Annotated in this window: 16 protein-coding genes; 13 read left to right on the top strand and 3 right to left on the bottom strand. The window is 63.9% G+C overall.

Translation table 11 applies throughout. The annotated features are described in order from the left end of the window. Positions 1 to 2: 2 nt before the first annotated feature. From ACFE72_RS09240 to ACFE72_RS09220, 5 genes are all read left to right on the top strand, one after another. Positions 3 to 524, top strand: coding sequence for a YcnI family protein (locus tag ACFE72_RS09240; protein ID WP_375412786.1), 522 nt, complete (start codon positions 3 to 5; stop codon positions 522 to 524). 13 nt (positions 525 to 537) lie between these two features. Further along, positions 538 to 2,112 carry a copper resistance CopC/CopD family protein gene (locus ACFE72_RS09235; protein WP_375412785.1) on the top strand — a complete coding sequence of 525 codons (1,575 nt, stop codon included), beginning with the start codon at positions 538 to 540 and terminating at the stop codon, positions 2,110 to 2,112. A 186-nt stretch (positions 2,113 to 2,298) separates the two neighbouring features. Then, positions 2,299 to 3,618 (top strand): proline--tRNA ligase, encoded by a 1,320-nt coding sequence (proS, locus tag ACFE72_RS09230; RefSeq protein WP_375412784.1) that lies wholly within the window; start codon positions 2,299 to 2,301, stop codon positions 3,616 to 3,618. A 76-nt stretch (positions 3,619 to 3,694) separates the two neighbouring features. Then, positions 3,695 to 4,975: a lipoprotein-releasing ABC transporter permease subunit gene (locus ACFE72_RS09225; protein WP_375412783.1), complete on the top strand. Its 1,281-nt coding sequence runs from the start codon at positions 3,695 to 3,697 to the stop codon at positions 4,973 to 4,975. 9 nt (positions 4,976 to 4,984) lie between these two features. Beyond that, on the top strand, positions 4,985 to 5,683 hold the full coding sequence (locus ACFE72_RS09220) for an ABC transporter ATP-binding protein (protein WP_375412861.1): 699 nt from the start codon (positions 4,985 to 4,987) through the stop codon (positions 5,681 to 5,683). Between the two features lie 7 nt (positions 5,684 to 5,690). Here the strand turns inward: ACFE72_RS09220 and ACFE72_RS09215 are convergent, their stop codons facing one another. Then, positions 5,691 to 5,945: a DUF3551 domain-containing protein gene (locus ACFE72_RS09215; protein ID WP_375412782.1), complete on the bottom strand. Its 255-nt coding sequence runs from the start codon at positions 5,943 to 5,945 to the stop codon at positions 5,691 to 5,693. A gap of 46 nt (positions 5,946 to 5,991) precedes the next feature. Next, positions 5,992 to 6,267 (bottom strand): DUF3551 domain-containing protein, encoded by a 276-nt coding sequence (locus ACFE72_RS09210; protein WP_375412781.1) that lies wholly within the window; start codon positions 6,265 to 6,267, stop codon positions 5,992 to 5,994. A gap of 585 nt (positions 6,268 to 6,852) precedes the next feature. On the opposite strand from ACFE72_RS09210, the gene dnaE reads away from it, so the two are divergent. Then, positions 6,853 to 10,362 carry a DNA polymerase III subunit alpha gene (dnaE, locus tag ACFE72_RS09205; protein ID WP_375412780.1) on the top strand — a complete coding sequence of 1,170 codons (3,510 nt, stop codon included), beginning with the start codon at positions 6,853 to 6,855 and terminating at the stop codon, positions 10,360 to 10,362. A gap of 34 nt (positions 10,363 to 10,396) precedes the next feature. Here dnaE and ACFE72_RS09200 read toward each other — a convergent pair whose 3' ends face one another. Further along, on the bottom strand, positions 10,397 to 11,125 hold the full coding sequence (locus ACFE72_RS09200) for a hypothetical protein (protein WP_375412779.1): 729 nt from the start codon (positions 11,123 to 11,125) through the stop codon (positions 10,397 to 10,399). 612 nt (positions 11,126 to 11,737) lie between these two features. Here ACFE72_RS09200 and ACFE72_RS09195 point away from each other — a divergent pair. From ACFE72_RS09195 to dxr, 7 genes are all read left to right on the top strand, one after another. Beyond that, positions 11,738 to 12,736 (top strand): 30S ribosomal protein S2, encoded by a 999-nt coding sequence (locus tag ACFE72_RS09195; RefSeq protein WP_375412778.1) that lies wholly within the window; start codon positions 11,738 to 11,740, stop codon positions 12,734 to 12,736. A 130-nt stretch (positions 12,737 to 12,866) separates the two neighbouring features. Continuing rightward, positions 12,867 to 13,820, top strand: coding sequence for a translation elongation factor Ts (gene tsf / locus ACFE72_RS09190; protein ID WP_375412777.1), 954 nt, complete (start codon positions 12,867 to 12,869; stop codon positions 13,818 to 13,820). A gap of 37 nt (positions 13,821 to 13,857) precedes the next feature. Continuing rightward, entirely contained in the window at positions 13,858 to 14,574 is a 717-nt protein-coding gene (gene pyrH, locus ACFE72_RS09185) for a UMP kinase (protein WP_375412776.1), read from the top strand. Positions 14,575 to 14,641: 67 nt separating this feature from the next. Next, on the top strand, positions 14,642 to 15,205 hold the full coding sequence (gene frr / locus ACFE72_RS09180; RefSeq protein ID WP_375412775.1) for a ribosome recycling factor: 564 nt from the start codon (positions 14,642 to 14,644) through the stop codon (positions 15,203 to 15,205). Between the two features lie 120 nt (positions 15,206 to 15,325). After that, on the top strand, positions 15,326 to 16,081 hold the full coding sequence (locus ACFE72_RS09175) for an isoprenyl transferase (protein ID WP_375412774.1): 756 nt from the start codon (positions 15,326 to 15,328) through the stop codon (positions 16,079 to 16,081). Continuing rightward, positions 16,078 to 16,926, top strand: coding sequence for a phosphatidate cytidylyltransferase (locus ACFE72_RS09170; RefSeq protein WP_375412773.1), 849 nt, complete (start codon positions 16,078 to 16,080; stop codon positions 16,924 to 16,926). The genes ACFE72_RS09175 and ACFE72_RS09170 overlap by 4 nt, the downstream gene beginning before the upstream one ends. A 4-nt stretch (positions 16,927 to 16,930) precedes the next feature. Further along, positions 16,931 to 17,924 (top strand): 1-deoxy-D-xylulose-5-phosphate reductoisomerase (dxr, locus tag ACFE72_RS09165; RefSeq protein WP_375412772.1); only part of this gene is annotated, 994 nt, incomplete at its 3' end.

Genomic DNA, 17,924 nt, shown 5'->3' with positions numbered 1-17,924 from the left:
CCATGAAACGCAACACGCTCCGCATCATCGGCCTTGCGGCCGCGACCATGGTCACGGCCGCCGAGGCGCATGTGATTCTTGAGAACCGCCAGGCGAGCCCGGGATCGCATTATAAGGCGGTCTTTGCGGTGCCGCACGGCTGCGCCGGCTCGGCGACCGTCAAGATCCGGGTGCAAATTCCGGAGGGAGTGATCGCGGTGAAGCCGATGCCAAAGCCCGGCTGGAGCGTCGAGACGGTGAAGGGCAAATACGCGACAAGTTACGATTATCACGGAGCGACGATTTCGGAGGGCGTCAAGGAGGTGGCGTGGAGCGGCGGCAAATTGCCGGACGACAATTACGACGAATTCGTCGCAAGCACGTTTCTCACCGGCAGCCTCAAACCTGGCATGACGCTGTATTTCCCGGTGGTGCAGGAATGCGAGCAGGGGACCAGCCGCTGGATCGACATTCCCGAGCAAGGCAAATCCGCGCATGACACCAAGTCGCCGGCGCCCGGTGTCAAACTGATGCCGAAGCCATAGCGGCGATCGTCGGATGATGCGCCTCGTCGCTGTGATCGCCGTATGGCTGGTTGTCATTTGCGAAAGCAGCGGTGCGCTCGCGCATGCATCGCTGGTAGGGGCGGAGCCGCGGGACGGCAGCACGGTCGCGCAAGCGCCCGGCGCGGTGCGGTTGCGATTCAACGAGCCGGTGACGCCGGCGGTCATTGGCGTGATCGACGCGCAGGGCAGGAGCCGCGCCGACGTCGCGGTTTACGCAACCGGCGAAACCATCGAGATCATGCTGCCCGCCGGACTGCCTGCGGGCACCCAGGTGATCAGCTATCGGGTTATCTCGGCGGATGGGCATCCGGTTGCCGGATCGATGATGTTTTCCGTCGGCATGGGAAGGCCGGTGACGTTGCCAACGGGCTCCTCTTCCACGCTCGGCGTCCTGATCTGGCTGTCGCGGGTCGGCCTCTATCTCGGCCTGTTCGTTGGCGTCGGCGGCGTATTTTTCAATGCCTGGACCGCCGATGTCCGGACCCGTTCGAAACCGGTCGTGGCGGCCCTGGCGCTGGGATCAGGCAGCGCCGCCGTATCGTTGGGATGTCAGGGTCTTGATCTGCTCGGGCTTCCGGTATCGGACGTCCTGACCGCTGCGCCCTGGCAGGCGGCCATCAAAACAACGCTCGGACCGTCACTCGTCCTTGCGTCGGCGGCGATGGGTTTGAGTTATCTCGGCCTGCGATTCCGCTCGGCGAGGGCCGCGCGAACGCTGTCTGCGGTGGCATTGGCGGGCGTCGGGCTGTCGCTTGCGGCAAGCGGTCATGCCGGCACGGCTCCGCCGCAATGGCTGACCCGGCCCGTGATATTCCTGCACGGCGCAGGCCTTGCCTGGTGGGTCGGAGCGCTGCTGCCGTTGATGGCTCAGGCGCGCGGTCCGGCGCCATCTCTGCTGCCGCCATTGCACCGGTTTTCGAAGGGTGCGGTACCGGTCGTCGGCATGGTGGCGCTGACCGGGGGGGTGCTTGCCGTCATCCAGCTCGAAAGCGTTCAGGCGCTGGTCGGCACCAATTATGGACGGATCCTGTGCATCAAGCTGGCGTTGGTCGTCGTGCTGCTCGGGCTCGCGGCACTGAACCGTTTCCGGTTGACGCCGGCGCTCCGGTCGCCCTTGCAGGATGGGCGGGCGCTGGTTCGTTCAATCGGATTCGAATGCGCGGTGGCTGTCGGAATTCTGGCGCTGGCGGCGGGCTGGCGCTTCACGCCGCCGCCGCGTTCGCTGATGGCCGCGATTCCTCCGCTCGCGCTGCATATCCATTCCGACAGAGCGATGTTCCAGGTGCTGATTTCGCCGGGCAGGGCCGGCACCGACGATTTTGAGCTGCAGATCATGGCGGCCGACGCCAGTCCGCTGCAGGCCAAGGAGGTATCCCTGTTCCTGAGCCTGCCGGAGAAGGCTATCGAACCGATGGAGCGGCGCGCCATGCAAGGTGCCGACAGCACCTGGACCGTCCGCGACGTGCCGATACCGTTTGCCGGGCGCTGGCGGGTGCGCATCGAAGCGTTGGTGACGGATTTCGAAAAAGTGACGCTGGAAGACGAAGCCGACCTGCCCGCGCCGTGACAGCGGTCGTTATCCTTCACGGTTCGCCGGCCGGTTCGTGCCTAACCGCGCGGTCGATATCGCGGCCTAAATGCCGGAATTCAGCGCATTTTCGCGCACCCCCGAACACCCGGCCTTGTGTTTTCATGCCCGATCCGGTTTCACTGCTGGCTTCCCGTCTCCCACCCCGATTCTGCGAGCGTGCCCATGCGACTGTCGCGGTTTTTTCTGCCTATCCTGAAGGAAACCCCGAAGGAAGCCGAGATCGTTTCGCATCGTCTGATGTTGCGCGCCGGCATGATGCGGCAGGAGGCGGCGGGAATTTATGCGTGGCTGCCGTTGGGATTGCGGGTGCTCAAGAAGATCGAGCAGATCGTCCGCGAGGAGCAGAACCGCGCCGGCGCCGTCGAACTCTTGATGCCGACGCTGCAACTGGCCGATCTGTGGCGCGAGAGCGGGCGCTACGACGCCTACGGACCGGAAATGCTGCGGATCCAGGACCGGCACAAGCGCGAATTGCTGTATGGCCCGACCAACGAGGAAATGATCACCGAGATTTTCCGCAGTTACGTCCGCTCCTACAAAAGCCTGCCGCTTAATCTCTACCACATCCAGTGGAAGTTCCGCGACGAGCAGCGCCCGCGTTTCGGCGTCATGCGCGGCCGCGAGTTTCTGATGAAGGACGCGTATTCCTTTGATGTCGACGAGGCCGCGGCCCGGCGTTCCTATAACAGGATGTTCGTGGCCTACCTGCGGACCTTTGCGCGCATGGGCCTGAAGGCGATCCCGATGCGCGCCGAAACCGGCCCGATCGGCGGCGACCTCAGCCACGAATTCATCGTATTGGCCGAAACCGGCGAGTCCGGCGTCTACTGCAACAGCGATGTCCTTCACCTGCCGGTGCCCGGCGAAGATATCGACTACGACGGCGATCTGACGCCGATCATCCGGCAATGGACTGGGGCCTATGCCGCCACCGAGGACGTTCATGACGCCGAGCGTTTTGAGCGCGAAGTTCCCGCGGACAGACGGGTTCATACCCGCGGCATCGAGGTCGGCCAGATCTTTTACTTCGGCACCAAATATTCGGACTCGATGAAGGCTTCTGTCGCGGGCGCCGACGGCGCCGAGGTGCCGGTGCACGGCGGCTCCTACGGCGTCGGCGTATCGCGTCTTGTCGGAGCGATCATCGAAGCCTGCCATGACGACGCCGGCATCAAATGGCCGGAAGCGGTAGCGCCATTCCGGGTCGCGATCCTGAACCTGAAGCAGGGCGCCGACGACACCGACGCGGCGTGCGAGCAGCTTTACCGCGAGCTGTCAGCCAAAGGGGTCGATGTTCTCTATGACGACACCGACGCGCGCGCCGGCGCCAAATTCGCCGCCGCCGATCTGATCGGCGTTCCCTGGCAGGTCATGGTCGGACCCAAGGGGCTTGCCGAAGGCAAGGTCGAAATCAAGCGGCGCGGCGACGGATCGCGCGAGCAGGTCAGCCCCGCCGAAGCCCTGGCGCGGCTTGCGTCATGACGATTTATCCACCGCGGGCCGACGCGGCCCGGCGGGGCGTGGCTAGAATTAGCCCAAATCGTGTGAGAATCGAACTATGGATGAAGCCATGAGCGAGCCAGTTCGAACCCCCCCTTTCGCCCCTTTCGAATGGTTGCTGTCCGGGCGCTATTTGCGGGCGCGACGCAAGGAAGGCTTCATTTCCGTCATCGCCGGCTTTTCCTTCCTCGGCATCATGCTCGGCGTCGCCACGCTGATCATCGTGATGGCGGTCATGAACGGCTTCCGCAAGGAATTGCTGGACAAGATTCTCGGCCTCAACGGCCATCTGCTGGTTCAGCCGCTGGAATCCCCGCTCACCGACTGGAAGGATGTGGCCGATCGCATCAATCACGTCGCAGGCATCAGGCTGGCCGCGCCGGTGGTGGATGGCCAGGCGCTGGGGTCGTCGGCGTTCGGCGCAGCCGGCGTGTTCGTGCGCGGCATCCGCGCCGGCGATCTCAACAACCTCACCTCGATCGCCAGGAACGTCAAGCAAGGCACGCTGGAGGGATTTGACGACGCGCAGGGCGTGGCGATCGGGCGGCGATTAGCCGACCAACTGTCGCTGCATGCCGGCGACAACATCACGCTGGTGGCGCCGCGCGGCGCGGTCACCCCGATGGGTACGACGCCGCGCATAAAACCCTACAAGGTCGCCGCCGTGTTCGAGATCGGCATGTCGGAATATGATTCCACATTCGTGTTCATGCCGCTGACGGAAGCGCAGGCCTATTTCAACCGCAACTCGGACGTGACCTCGATCGAGGTCTACACCACCAATCCCGACAGGATCGATGCTTTCCGCAAATCCGTCACCGAAGCCGCGGGACGGCCGGTGTTTCTGGTGGACTGGCGGCAGCGTAATTCGACGTTTTTCAACGCGCTCCAGGTCGAGCGCAACGTGATGTTCCTGATCCTCACTCTGATCATTCTGGTCGCGGCGCTGAATATCATCTCCGGCCTGATCATGCTGGTGAAGGACAAGGGCAGCGATATCGCCATTCTGCGCACCATGGGCGCCTCCCAGGGATCGATCATGCGGGTGTTCCTGATCACCGGGGCGGCGATCGGCGTGGTCGGCACGTTGGCCGGATTCTTGGTGGGGATGCTGATCTGCCTGAACATCGAATCGATCCGGCAATTCCTGTCGTGGCTCACCAACACCGAACTGTTTTCGCCGGAGCTGTATTTTCTGTCCAAATTGCCTGCCGAGGTCGATATCGGCGAAACCAGCGCGGTCGTGATCATGGCGCTGACGCTGTCCTTTCTCGCCACGCTGTATCCGTCATGGCGCGCTGCGCGGCTCGATCCCGTCGATGCGCTAAGGTACGAGTGAGTGAGCAAGATGGAGCAGGGGACGGAAGATGTGCCGGTCGTCTATCTTCACGAAATCAGGCGGCAGTACGTGCAGGGCGAGGCGACGCTGACGATCCTCGATGGCGCCAAGCTCGCGCTGTGGGCGGGGCAGTCGGTGGCGCTGGTGGCGCCGTCGGGTTCGGGCAAATCGACGCTGCTGCACATTGCCGGCCTGCTCGAAAGTCCCGACGATGGCGAGGTTTACGTCGGCGGCACCGCGACATCCGGATTGTCCGATGTTGAGCGGACCCAGATCCGCCGCACCGATATCGGCTTTGTCTATCAGTCGCACCGGCTGCTTCCGGAATTCACCGCGCTCGAAAACGTCATGCTGCCGCAGATGATCGGCGGCCTCAAACGCTCCGAAACCGTCAAGCGCGCCACCGAAATTCTGGCTTATCTCGGCCTCGGCGATCGCATCACCCACCGCCCGGCGGAATTGTCGGGCGGCGAACAGCAGCGGGTGGCGATCGCTCGTGCGGTCGCCAATGCGCCGCGCGTTCTGTTCGCCGACGAGCCGACCGGCAATCTGGATCCGCACACCGCCGACCATGTATTCCAGGCGCTGATGCAACTGGTCAAAGCGACCCGGGTGGCGATGCTGATCGCCACCCACAACATGGCGTTGGCCGGCCGGATGGACCGGCGGGTGTCGCTCAAGGACGGCCTCGTCGTCGAGATGGATTAGCTGGCGCTCAGTGACCGCCATGCCGCCGATAGGCCCGGCCCGCCATGACCGGAGCGGACGCGAAGACGTTGGGGTAGCATTCGGCGGCGCGCCCGGAAGCGGTCGCCTTGCACTGCGCGATCGAGGTGTAGCCGCACTCGGTATAGGTGGCGGGCCCATAGACCCGTAAGCACACCGGATAATCGTATCCGGCCTGCGCCGTCCCGGCAGCGGAGATGGCTGCTGTCGCCAACAAACCTAACGTGGCCGGTATAATGCGCATGGGAGCCTCTCTTGCGGTGGTCGACCGCCTCTTGATCTAAACGGGTTCAGTAGGAATAAGGATAGCCGGGCGGCGGGCGCCGGCCGCGATACGCACCGGGATCGCCGCCGCCGGCATAAAAGGGATTGGCGATACAGGTCAGAAACCGTCCCGAAGCCGTAGCCTGGCACTGTGGGAAGCTCGAGAAATAACAGCCGCTCAAACCCGGATATTCGTCGCCCTGAATGCAAACCGGATAGCGGGTACCTACGGCCTCGGCCGGCGCGGTGGCGGTTGTGGCCAGTCCGGCGGCGGCCAACAGGGCCAGGATGATGCTGCGCATGGGGGTGCCTTCCTCCGGCTCAAGCCGGATTTCTTGGTGCCGTGGATGGCAACCCAAGCCGGACCGTAGGGTTCCGTCAACCCGCGTTTCTGCGCGTCGAATGGCCAGCGTTCACCCCGCCGAGTATATAGGGCCCCGCTAACCGGCCGTTAAGCCTCTGCTTTCTGGTCTCGCGCTTCCTTCTTGACTTTGAGAACAAAAAAGGAACATTGTTCCTGCTATGTTCCAAAGGGAGGAGAGGGCCATGTTAAAGACGTTTGTCGAAGAGGCTGCCGCGCTGGCATCCATCGTATTGTTTGTCGGGATGATCGCGGTCTGGGCGCAACTGATTCCCCAGCTCTGACAGCATCGCCGGACGGATTGTTCCCGGCCTGGGGAAAAGCGGGATGCCGGGTCGGAACGACCGGTTCGGCGTGGACAGGCTGAGCGCGAGGCATCACCATTGGCGGACGAGTCGGCCTTGCGGTCGCGGTGCTCCCTCAAGCTGATGATCGCTCAAAGCCCATGATGCAGACGCCCGCGGCCGAGAAGCCCAAGACTGAGCGGCCCAAGACTGAGCAGCCCAGGATCGAGAGACCCTCGACCATGTCGAATGCCGGATTCGTCCACCTGCATACGCATTCGGCCTATTCGCTGCTGAAGGGGTCGATCAAGATCCAGAAGCTGGCCGAGCTCGCCAAGGCGGACCGGCAGCCCGCGCTGGCGCTGACCGACACCGACAACATGTTCGGCGCGCTGGAATTCTCCGACAAGATGGCCGGGGTCGGCATCCAGCCGATCATTGGATGCGAGCTTGCGGTCGACTTCGGCGATCAGGATGCCAGCGCCCGCAACGCCTTGGCTGCGGGCCCGGCGCGGATCGTGCTGCTGGCGGCGCGCGAGGCCGGCTATCGCAATCTGATGCGGCTGAACTCGCGGGCATTCCTGGAAACGCCGATCCACCAGGCGCCGCACGTCAAATTCGACTGGCTGCGGGACCATGCCGACGGCTTGATCGCCCTGACCGGCGGGCCCGAAGGCCCGATCGCGCTTGCCATCAATGCCGATCAGGCAGCGCTCGCGGCGCTGCGTTGCGACCGGCTGGCGCATCTGTTCGGCGATCGGCTCTACGTCGAATTGCAGCGTCACGGCGCCGGGAAAGAGCGGCGCGCGGAAGGCGCCCTGATCGACCTCGCTTATACAAAAGGTTTCCCGCTGGTCGCCACCAACGAACCGTATTTCGCGACAGCGGACGATTACGAAGCCCACGACGCGTTGCTGTGCATCGCCGGCGGCCGACTGGTCGCAGAAACCGACCGCGATCAACTGACCGCCGATCATCGCTTCAAGACCCGTGCCGAAATGGCGGTGCTGTTCGCCGATATTCCGGAGGCGCTCGCCTCCACGATCGAAATCGCCGAGCGCTGTTCGTTCCGGCCGACGATGCGCAAGCCGATCCTGCCGCGGTTCACGGTCGGCGCCGGCGCCAGCGCCGCGGGCGCTGAAAGCGACGAGGCTGCCGAACTGCGCCGCCAGGCCGAAGAGGGACTCGGCAACCGGCTCAGGGTCCACGGCCTGGCCCAGGGCGTGAGCGACGAAGATTACCGGGCGCGGCTGGCGTTCGAGATCGATGTCATCACCCGCATGAATTATGCGGGCTACTTCCTGATCGTCGCGGATTTCATCCAGTGGGCCAAGGCCGAAGGCATTCCTGTCGGACCCGGCCGAGGTTCCGGCGCAGGATCGCTGGTCGCCTACGCGCTGACGATCACCGATCTCGACCCGATCCGTTTCGGCCTTCTGTTCGAGCGGTTTCTCAATCCCGAGCGGGTGTCGATGCCGGACTTCGACATCGACTTCTGCCAGGACCGCCGCGACGAAGTCATCGACTACGTGCAGCAGCGCTATGGCCGCGACCAGGTGGCCCAGATCATCACCTTCGGCACCTTGCAGGCCCGCGGCGTGCTGCGCGACGTCGGCCGCGTATTGCAGATGCCGTACGGGCAGGTCGACAAGCTGACAAAACTGGTGCCGCAAAATCCGGCGGCGCCCGTCACGCTGGCGCAGGCGATTGCCAGCGAGCCGAAGCTGCAGGCGTTTCGCGATGAAGACCCGGTGGTGGCGCGCGCCTTCGACATCGCGCAGCGTCTCGAGGGCCTGACCCGGCATGCCTCGACCCACGCCGCCGGCATCGTGATCGGCGACCGGCCGTTGAGCGAACTGGTGCCGCTCTATCGCGATCCGAAATCCGACATGCCGGTGACCCAGTTCAACATGAAATGGGTCGAGCCGGCGGGATTGGTCAAGTTCGACTTCCTCGGCCTGAAAACACTGACGGTGCTCGACCTCGCGGTCAAACTGCTGAAGCAGCGCGGCGTGGAGCTCGATCTTCCGACGCTGCCGCTCGACGATAGCTTAAGTTATCAGACGCTGGCGCGGGGCGATGTAGTCGGTGTGTTCCAGGTGGAAAGCCAGGGCATGCGCCGCGCGCTGGTCGACATGCGGCCGGACCGGTTCGAGGACATCATCGCACTGGTAGCACTTTACCGTCCTGGTCCGATGGCCAACATCCCGACCTACTGCGCGCGCAAGCACGGCGACGAGGAGCCGGAATACCTGCATCCCATGCTCGAGCCGATCCTGAAGGAAACCTTCGGCGTCATCATCTATCAGGAGCAGGTGATGCAGATCGCGCAGGTCATGGCCGGCTATTCGCTCGGCGAAGCCGACCTGTTGCGCCGCGCCATGGGCAAAAAAATCCGCAGCGAGATGGAAGCGCAGCGCAAGCGATTTATCGAGGGCGCCGTCAAGAACGCGATCGCCAAGGAGCAGGCGGATACGATCTTCGAACTGCTCGCCAAGTTCGCCGATTACGGCTTCAATAAGAGCCATGCCGCAGCCTACGCCTTGGTGTCGTATCATACCGCCTACATGAAGGCGCATCATCCGGTCGAATTTATCGCAGCGTCGATGACGCTCGATATGAGCAACACCGACAAGCTCTCAGAGTTTCGCGCCGAAGCGCAACGGCTCGGGATCAAGGTCGAGGCGCCCAACGTCAATCGCTCCGGTGCGACCTTCGAAGTCAGCAATGGCACCATCTACTACGCGCTTGCCGGGCTGAAAGGCGTCGGCGCCCAGGCCGTGGAATTGATCGTGGAGGCGCGCAAGGAGGGGCTGTTCACGTCGCTGGCCGATTTCGCCGCGCGGGTCAATCCGCGCGCGATCAACAAGCGCGTCATCGAGAGCCTCGCGGCCGCCGGTGCTTTCGACGTCCTGGATTCCAATCGCGCCCGCGTATTCGCCGGCGCGGAAGCCATCCTCGCGGCCTGCCAGCGCAGCCATGAAGCCGCCAGCATGGGCCAGAACGACATGTTCGGAGGTGCTGCCGACGCGCCCACCATCATGCTGCCGCAGACCGAGCCATGGCTGCCGGCCGACCGGCTGCGGCGCGAATACGACGCCATCGGGTTTTTCCTCTCGGGTCATCCGCTCGACGATTACGCCACGGCGTTGAAACGGTTGCGGGTGCAGTCGTGGTCGGAATTTTCGCGCGCCGTAAAAACCGGTGCGACCGCCGGCAAGGTTGCCGCCACCGTGGTGTCGCGGATGGAGCGGCGCACCAAGACCGGCAACAAGATGGGCATCATCGGCCTGTCCGACCCGACCGGCCACTTCGAGGCGGTGCTGTTTTCCGAAGGCCTTGCGCAGTATCGCGACATCCTGGAGCCGGGCACGGCCGTGCTGATGCAGCTCGGCGCCGAGCTGCAGGGCGAGGAAGTCCGCGCCCGCGTGCTGCACGCCGAGCCGCTGGAAGCGGCCGCGGCCAAGACCCAAAAGGGTCTGCGAATATTCCTGCGCGATACAAAACCGCTGGAGTCGATCGTGCGGCGGCTGCAGGGATCGGAAGGGGCGCCGCAAGGCGGGCCTCTGCGTGCGCCAGCGGCAAAATTCTCCAGCGCTGGCGGCAATGGCGACGGCGACGTCTCGCTGGTGCTGATGCTCGATCTCGAAACCGAGGTCGAAATGAAGCTCCCCGGCCGCTTCAAGGTTTCGCCGCAGATCGCCGGCGCGATCAAGGCGGTATCGGGGGTGGTGGACGTGCAGACGGTGTGACCCCTGCACCATGGCGGGTGCAACGGCCAGCGCGTTAACGATTGTCGCGACCAACGCCGACGGTGGTGCCGGTTATGACGCCGCCGGGATGCGGACGCGACTCGCAAGCGTCCAGTGCAGCCTGCAGGGCTGGCAGCTCCGCCTCGGCCTGGGTGAGCAGGTCGCCGGTCGCGGTGATCTCTTGAACAATGAAAGCCTTCTGCGACGGCGACGCGTGCTGCAACTGGGTCTGCAAGGACGTAATTCTGGTTTCCAGGGCATGGATTTGATCGGTCTTCGCCTTCAAGGCCGCGCGCTGCGTGGCGCAGCGATCGACCGGAGGGGTCGGAACCGGCCCCAGCGATAACCGGCCACTCAGGACGAAGCGGTTGTCCGACCCACTCGTTATTTCCGGAAAGTCGAAATACTGGAACGAGATGTCGGGCTGGGGCGGGTCAGGCGGATGTGCAAAGACCTTATAGACAAATCCGATGATGTCGTCTTGATCCCGCGTCAGCAGACCGAAGAACGACTGATCGCTCTTGATCGCGTCCTTGACCTTGCTTTTGACGGCACTCTTGACGGCATTGATCTCCTGGTCGGTAAGGGGACTGGTATCTCCGGTCTGAATGCGCTTTGATATCAAGGCATTCAGCTGCTTATCGATTTCTTTTGAGAAAGCGATGCGACCGAGAATGATGGAGCTGTCAGGCGTGCTGTCTTGTTCGAGCAGGACGGCGATGGCGCCGATCAGTTTCGGATGCGGCGCCAGATCGAGATCCATATCGAAGCTCGCTGACGCGACGAAGGATGGAACGGGCACCGCCTGACCGGCCTTCATGTTGTTCGGAAATTCGGTCCGAAAGGCGTCGTAGGACGGCGTGTCCACCGCTACCGGTCCCGACTGGAATGGCAATGGCTCCGCGCCGAAGGCAAAGAAAGTCGTCCACAGATACGGCTCCGAGCCGCCGGCTTCGGATTGAGCAATGCAGCGAAGCTCCGTCAATTGCACCGTGATGCGCTGCATCGGCATATCGCTCTCCTGTCGCAGGACCGATCAGGAACTTACCACGGGGAGCGTCCGCCGCAATTCCTAACGTAGCTCAAAATGTCGCAAGGCGCGATGCCCGCAGCGGTCTGGCACCTCGGATCCCCTGCCAGCGACAACGCCGGCAGACAAATGATAAAGCCGGCCGCGAGCGGCAAAAGGCGGCCGTTGGCACAGCCAAGGGCCCTTTCGCCTTGCTTCTCCCTCAAATCCCGCTATATACCGCCCCATCTCACACGGAAGCATGGCTGTCACAGGCCGTCCGGTGGCAACCGGGCCGCAGGTCTTTATGGCTTGAGGCTCGTATTGCTCACACGCTTCCGGAGGAACCAACCGGAGAACTGAACGATGGCGCTACCCGATTTTTCCATGCGTCAGCTGTTAGAGGCTGGCGTTCACTTTGGCCACCAATCGCACCGCTGGAATCCGAAGATGTCGGATTACATCTTCGGCGCCCGCAACAACATCCACATCATCGATCTCGCGCAGACCGTGCCGCTGCTGCATCGCGCGCTGCAGGCCGTCAGCGATACCGTCGCCAAGGGCGGCCGTGTCCTGTTCGTCGGCACCAAGCGGCAGGCGCAGGACGGCGTCGCGGAGGCCGCCAAGCGGTCGGCGCAGTATTTCGTCAATTCGCGCTGGCTCGGCGGCACGCTGACCAACTGGAAGACGATTTCCGGTTCGATCAAGCGCCTGCGTCATCTCGACGAAGTGCTCAATTCCGGCGATGCCAATGCCTATACCAAGAAGGAGCGGCTGACGCTGCAGCGCGAGCGCGACAAGCTCGACCGCTCGCTCGGCGGCATCAAGGACATGGGCGGCCTGCCGGACATGATCTTCGTGATCGACACCAACAAGGAAGATATCGCGATCCAGGAAGCGCAGCGGCTGAACATTCCGGTCGCCGCGATTGTCGATACCAATTCCGACCCCAAGGGGATCACCTACGTCGTGCCCGGCAATGACGACGCCGGCCGCGCGATCTCGCTGTATTGTGACCTGATGGCGCGCGCGGTGATCGACGGCATCTCGCGGGCCCAGGGTGAATCCGGGATCGACATCGGCGCCTCGTCGCACCCGGTTCGCGAGGAAATTCCGGCGTCGCCGCAGCCGGCCGGCTTCCAGGGTCTGGCCGGCCCGCGCGGGGCTGCCGACGACCTCAAGAAGCTCACCGGCGTGTCCGGCGCGATCGAGAAGAAGTTCAACGACCTCGGCATCTTCCATTACTGGCAGTTGGCTGAACTCGATCACGACACCGCGCATAAGATCGGTGAAGAGGTCGGCCTGCCGGCCCGCGCCGACGGCTGGGTGGCCCAGGCCAAGGCGATGACGGCGGAAGCGGAATAACGCTGGCGTGCGTGGCCGGAACGATCCGGCCACCGATTTCCCGATTCAATTGACGCAATCCCTGATGGCGGGCGGCGGCGCGGCTCACAAGGCATCGCCGCGCTCGCCACGACAGGCAAAGGAACTGACGATGGCAACAATCACCGCGGCGATGGTCAAGGATTTGCGCGAGACGACCGGCGTCGGCATGATGGATTGCAAGCAGGCGCTCTCCGAAAACAACGGCGATATGGAAGCGGCGATCGACTGGCTGCGCAAGAAGGGCTTGTCGAAGGCCGCCAAGAAGGCCGGCCGCGTTGCGGCCGAAGGCCTGATCGGCGCCATCACCGCCGGCACCAAGGGGGTCGTGGTTGAGGTGAATTCGGAGACCGACTTCGTCGCGCGTAACGAGCAGTTCCAGGGACTGGTCAAGATGATTGCGCAGGTGGCGCTCAAGGTCGGCGCCGATGTGGAACAGATCAAGGCGGCCCCGGTCGGCGACTTCACCGTGGAGCGGGCGATCACCGATGCGATCGCAACCATCGGCGAGAACATGACGCTGCGTCGCGCGGCTTTGCTCGAGGTGGGCAAGGGCGTGGTGTCGAGCTACATCCACAATGCCGTGATCGAGGGCGCCGGCAAGATGGGCGTGATCGTGGCGCTGGAATCGGGCGGCGAGGCCGACGAACTGGCACATCTCGGCCGCCAGCTTGCCATGCACGTTGCCGCGGCCAATCCGCAGGCGCTCGATGCGGCGGCCCTGGATCCGGCCGTCGTGCAGCGCGAAAAGGACGTGCTGGCCGACAAGTACCGCCAGCAGGGCAAGGCGGAGAATATGATCGAGAAGATCGTCGAGTCCGGCTTGAAGACCTATTACAAGGAAGTCTGCCTGATGGATCAGGCCTTCATCCATGACGAAAAGGGCAAGTCGGTAGCGCAAGCCGTCAAGGAAGCTGAGGGCAGGATCGGCGCGCCTGTGAAGATCGCCGGATTTGTGCGCTATGCTCTGGGCGAGGGAATCGAGAGGCAGGAAAGCGATTTCGCCGCCGAAGTCGCTGCCGCCAGCGGCCAGAAGCCGCCGGAGGATCCCGCGCCCGTATCGTAACGGGGTTGCCGCGTATTCTGGAGAAAGCGATCGCATCATGGCTGAGCCGGTCTATCGTCGTGTGGTGATCAAGCTTTCCGGCGAATATTTCGCCGGCAGCCATTCGTTCGGCATGGACCAGCCGACCATCGACCGCATCGCCGGCGACCTGATCGCGGCGCGGCTGCTCGGCGTCGAGGTGGCCGTCGTGGTCGGCGGCGGCAATCTGGTGCGCGGCGTCGAAATATCGTCGCGCGGCGTGTCGCGTCCGGTCGGCGACACGATGGGCATGCTGGCGACCATCATGAACTGCCTCGCGCTGGAGGCCGCGCTTGAGCGCAAGGGGCAGCCGGCGCGAACCTTGTCGGCGTTCGTGATGCCGGAAGTCTGCGAGCTGTACACCCGGTCTACCGCCTTCAAATATCTGGCCGAAGGCCGGGTCGTGCTGCTGGGCGGCGGCACCGGCAACCCGTTTTTCACCACCGACACCACGGCGGTGCTGCGGGCCGCCGAAATCGGCGCCCATGCCGTCCTGAAGGCCACCAATGTCGACGGCGTCTACAGCGCCGACCCGAAGAAAGACCCGGCGGCCAGGCGATTTGAGCGTTTGACCCATTCACAGGCGCTCGAAGGCGGTTACAAGGTCATGGACGCGACCGCTTTCGCGCTTGCCCGCGAGACGTCGCTGCCTATCATTGTGTTCTCGATCGCTGAACCGGGTTCGGTTGGCGCCATTCTGCGCGGAGCGGGACGCGGCACGGTTGTCGCGGGCTGACAGGCGAAAAACGGCCGGATTCACTGAAGGCGTGGATTGAGGCCAAGAAGTTTCAGGAGGAAGAGATATGCCCGCGGGCAATTTCGACATCAATGAAGTGAAGCGCCGCATGCAGGGCGCGACGCAGTCTCTCAAGCATGAACTCGGCGGCTTGCGCACCGGGCGCGCGTCGGCGTCGATGCTGGAGCCGGTCCAGGTCGAGGCTTACGGCACCCACATGCCGCTCAATCAGCTCGCGACCGTCAGCGTGCCGGAGCCACGTTTGCTCTCCGTGCAGGTGTGGGACAAATCGATGGTCAAGGCAGTGGAGAAGGCGATCGTCGATTCCAATCTCGGCCTCAGCCCCGCCACCGAAGGGCAGGTGCTTCGCTTGCGAATCCCGGAGCTCAACGAAGAGCGGCGCAAGGACCTGGTGAAGGTTGCGCACAAATATGCCGAAGCCGCGCGCGTTGCGGTCCGGCATGTTCGGCGCGACGGCCTCGACACGATCAAGAAGCTGGAGAAGAACCACGAGATTTCCGAGGACGATCAGGAGCGTCTCGCAAATGACGTGCAAAAGGCGACCGATGGCACGATTTCGGAAATCGATCAGTTGCTTGCGGGCAAGGAAAGAGAAATCCTTACCGTCTGACGCGTTCCCTGCGGGGCCGGTCGCGGCCTTGCATGGAGAGTGGGCGTAAACCTATTGATTTCGAGTGCTATACCGCCGCAGAGCCCTGTCGCGCGGGAGGGCGCTTGCGGGAACCAGCCGATGTCGAACGCCATGCCAGCAACCGATGGACCGGATTCCGCCGAACCGCCTTTGCATGTCGCGATCATCATGGACGGCAACGGACGCTGGGCCGCGGCCCGTGGCTTGCCGCGGGCCGAGGGTCACCGCCGCGGCGTCGAGGCGTTGCGGCGTGTCGTTCGCGCGGCGAACGAACTCGGCATTCTCTATCTGACGATTTTTTCCTTCAGCTCCGAGAACTGGTCACGCCCTGCAACCGAGATCGGCGATCTGTTCGGCCTGCTGCGGCGTTTCATCCGCAACGACCTCGCGACGTTGCACCGCGATGGCGTGCGCGTGCGTGTCATCGGAGAACGCGACGGACTCGAGCAGGACATCTGCACGCTCCTCAAGGAAGCGGAAGACCTGACGCGGGACAATACCCGCCTCAATCTCGTCGTCGCGTTCAACTATGGTTCGCGGCAGGAAATCGCCAACGCGGCGCAGCGCCTTGCGCGCGAAGTGGCCGAAGGAAGGCGCGACCCGGCGACAATCAATGCCGATTCGCTCGGACAGTATCTCGATGCACCGGATATTCCCGATCCGGATTTGATCATCCGCACCAGCGGCGAGCAGCGGTTGTCGAATTTCCTGATGTGGCAGGCCGCCTATAGCGAGCTCGTGTTCGTGCCGATCCACTGGCCGGACTTCGACAAGGCGGCGCTCGAAGGCGCGATCGCCGAATATGCCAGGCGCGAGCGCCGTTTCGGCGGTCTCGCCGCGAAAACCGGATCGTGACCCCGGGCGAGGCCGTGCCGGCGGCCGTAGCGGAGCAGGGGCCGCGAAATCTGCTGGTCCGTGTCGCCGCGGCGTTGGTCCTTGCACCGACCGCCATCGCCATTGCCTGGGCCGGCGGATGGTTCTGGAGCGGGCTGGCCACGCTGGGCGCAATCGGACTTTACGTCGAATGGCTGATGGTCGTCGGCGCGGTTCAAACCAGGCGGGCTGTCGCTGCTGGAATCGTCGCGCTGATGGTCGGGGGATTGGGTCTGGCACTGCAACGGCTTGACGTCTGCCTCGCAGCCCTGGCGCTCGGCCTCGCCGGTGTATTGCTGTTGTCGGCGGAGCGGCGCGGCTGGGCTGCAGCGGGCTTCTGTTACGCCGCCGCGGCGGAAATCGCGTCGGTGCTGGTACGCCTCGATGCCGTCGCCGGCTTTGTGGCGCTGATCATGGTTCTGCTGATCGTGTGGGTAACCGATATCGGCGGCTATTTCGCGGGCCGCGGACTGGGCGGGCCTAAATTGTGGCCGCGGGTCAGTCCCAAGAAGACCTGGGCCGGCGCGATCGGTGGATTTATCGCAAGCCTGGTGATTGCGGCGGCCTTTGCCGCGTTCGGTTTTGGCAAAATGGGTCCGTTGCTGCTGCTCGGCGCGGCGTTGTCGATCGCCTCGCAGCTCGGTGATCTCTTTGAATCAGCAGTGAAACGCCGCTTCGGCGTCAAGGACTCCAGCCAGATCATTCCCGGCCATGGCGGACTGCTCGATCGTCTCGACGGCTTCGTCGCCGCGATCGCGCTGGCGGCACTGCTCGGGATTTTGCGCGGCGGCGTCGATGGCGTCGGCCGCGGTCTTATGGTTTGGTGAAGATATGAGTGCTGTTCCGTTGCGAAACAACAAGGCTGCGGCCTCCGCCGTCCGTGCCGTCACGGTTCTCGGTGCCACCGGCTCGATCGGCGACAGCACCATGGATCTGTTGCGGGCCTCGCCTGCGCGCTACCAGGTCGAGGCGTTGACCGCCAACACCAATGTCGAGGCGCTGGCAAAGCTGGCGATCGAGTTCGACGCGCGCTTTGCCGCGGTGGCCGACCCGACGCGCTTCGAAGAGCTCAAGGATGCCTTGGCCGGCACCGGCACCGAATGCGGCGCCGGTGAAAGTGCGATCATCGAAGCGGCGTCGCGCCCGGCGGACTGGCTGATGGCCGCGGTCAGCGGCGCTGCCGGCCTCAAGCCGGCGCTTGCGGCGGTCGACAGAGGGACGACGATCGCGCTTGCGAACAAGGAGTGCCTGGTATGCGCAGGCGACTTTTTCATGCAGCGTGCGGCGAAGGCGGGGGCGTGCATTCTGCCCGCGGATTCCGAGCATAACGCGCTATTCCAGGCGCTCGGCTCCGGCAATCGCCAAGAGCTTGTTCGAGTCGTCATTACCGCCTCGGGCGGGCCGTTCCGGACCTGGAACAGCGCCGACATCGAGCAGGCGACGCTGGCGCAGGCGCTGAAACATCCGAACTGGAGCATGGGGCAGAAGATCACCATCGATTCGGCCTCGATGATGAACAAGGGGCTGGAGGTGATCGAAGCTTCCTATCTGTTCGCGCTGGCTCCGGACGAGATCGACGTGCTGGTGCATCCGCAATCGATCATCCATGGCATGGTCGAGTTTTCCGATCGTTCGGTGGTTGCGCAATTGGGCGCTCCGGACATGCGCACGCCGATCGCGCATTGCCTCGGATGGCCCGATCGCATTGTCGGGCCGGCGGCTCCGCTCGATCTCGCCAAAATCGGGCAGTTGACGTTCGAGGCGCCCGACTTCGCGCGTTTTCCGGCACTTCGCCTCGCCTACGACGCCTTGCGGGCGGGTGGGG

It is taken from the genome of uncultured Bradyrhizobium sp., assembly GCF_964252615.1.
Lineage (GTDB): Bacteria > Pseudomonadota > Alphaproteobacteria > Rhizobiales > Xanthobacteraceae > Bradyrhizobium.
Note: the sequence above shows the minus strand (reverse complement) of the source record. Positions and strands in the feature narration are given on the sequence as shown.

Excerpts from the sequence above, each read along its gene's own strand:
- ACFE72_RS09200 (WP_375412779.1), bottom strand. The coding sequence starts at position 11,125 with ATGGATCTCGATCTGGCGCCGCATCCGAAACTGATCGGCGCCATCGCC.
- proS (WP_375412784.1), top strand. The coding sequence starts at position 2,299 with ATGCGACTGTCGCGGTTTTTTCTGCCTATCCTGAAGGAAACCCCGAAG.
- ACFE72_RS09175 (WP_375412774.1), top strand. The coding sequence starts at position 15,326 with ATGTCGAACGCCATGCCAGCAACCGATGGACCGGATTCCGCCGAACCG.
- pyrH (WP_375412776.1), top strand. The coding sequence starts at position 13,858 with ATGGCTGAGCCGGTCTATCGTCGTGTGGTGATCAAGCTTTCCGGCGAA.
- dnaE (WP_375412780.1), top strand. The coding sequence starts at position 6,853 with ATGTCGAATGCCGGATTCGTCCACCTGCATACGCATTCGGCCTATTCG.
- ACFE72_RS09210 (WP_375412781.1), bottom strand. The coding sequence starts at position 6,267 with ATGCGCAGCATCATCCTGGCCCTGTTGGCCGCCGCCGGACTGGCCACA.
- ACFE72_RS09220 (WP_375412861.1), top strand. The coding sequence starts at position 4,985 with ATGGAGCAGGGGACGGAAGATGTGCCGGTCGTCTATCTTCACGAAATC.
- ACFE72_RS09235 (WP_375412785.1), top strand. The coding sequence starts at position 538 with ATGATGCGCCTCGTCGCTGTGATCGCCGTATGGCTGGTTGTCATTTGC.
- ACFE72_RS09225 (WP_375412783.1), top strand. The coding sequence starts at position 3,695 with ATGGATGAAGCCATGAGCGAGCCAGTTCGAACCCCCCCTTTCGCCCCT.
- ACFE72_RS09240 (WP_375412786.1), top strand. The coding sequence starts at position 3 with ATGAAACGCAACACGCTCCGCATCATCGGCCTTGCGGCCGCGACCATG.
- ACFE72_RS09195 (WP_375412778.1), top strand. The coding sequence starts at position 11,738 with ATGGCGCTACCCGATTTTTCCATGCGTCAGCTGTTAGAGGCTGGCGTT.
- frr (WP_375412775.1), top strand. The coding sequence starts at position 14,642 with ATGCCCGCGGGCAATTTCGACATCAATGAAGTGAAGCGCCGCATGCAG.
- ACFE72_RS09215 (WP_375412782.1), bottom strand. The coding sequence starts at position 5,945 with ATGCGCATTATACCGGCCACGTTAGGTTTGTTGGCGACAGCAGCCATC.
- tsf (WP_375412777.1), top strand. The coding sequence starts at position 12,867 with ATGGCAACAATCACCGCGGCGATGGTCAAGGATTTGCGCGAGACGACC.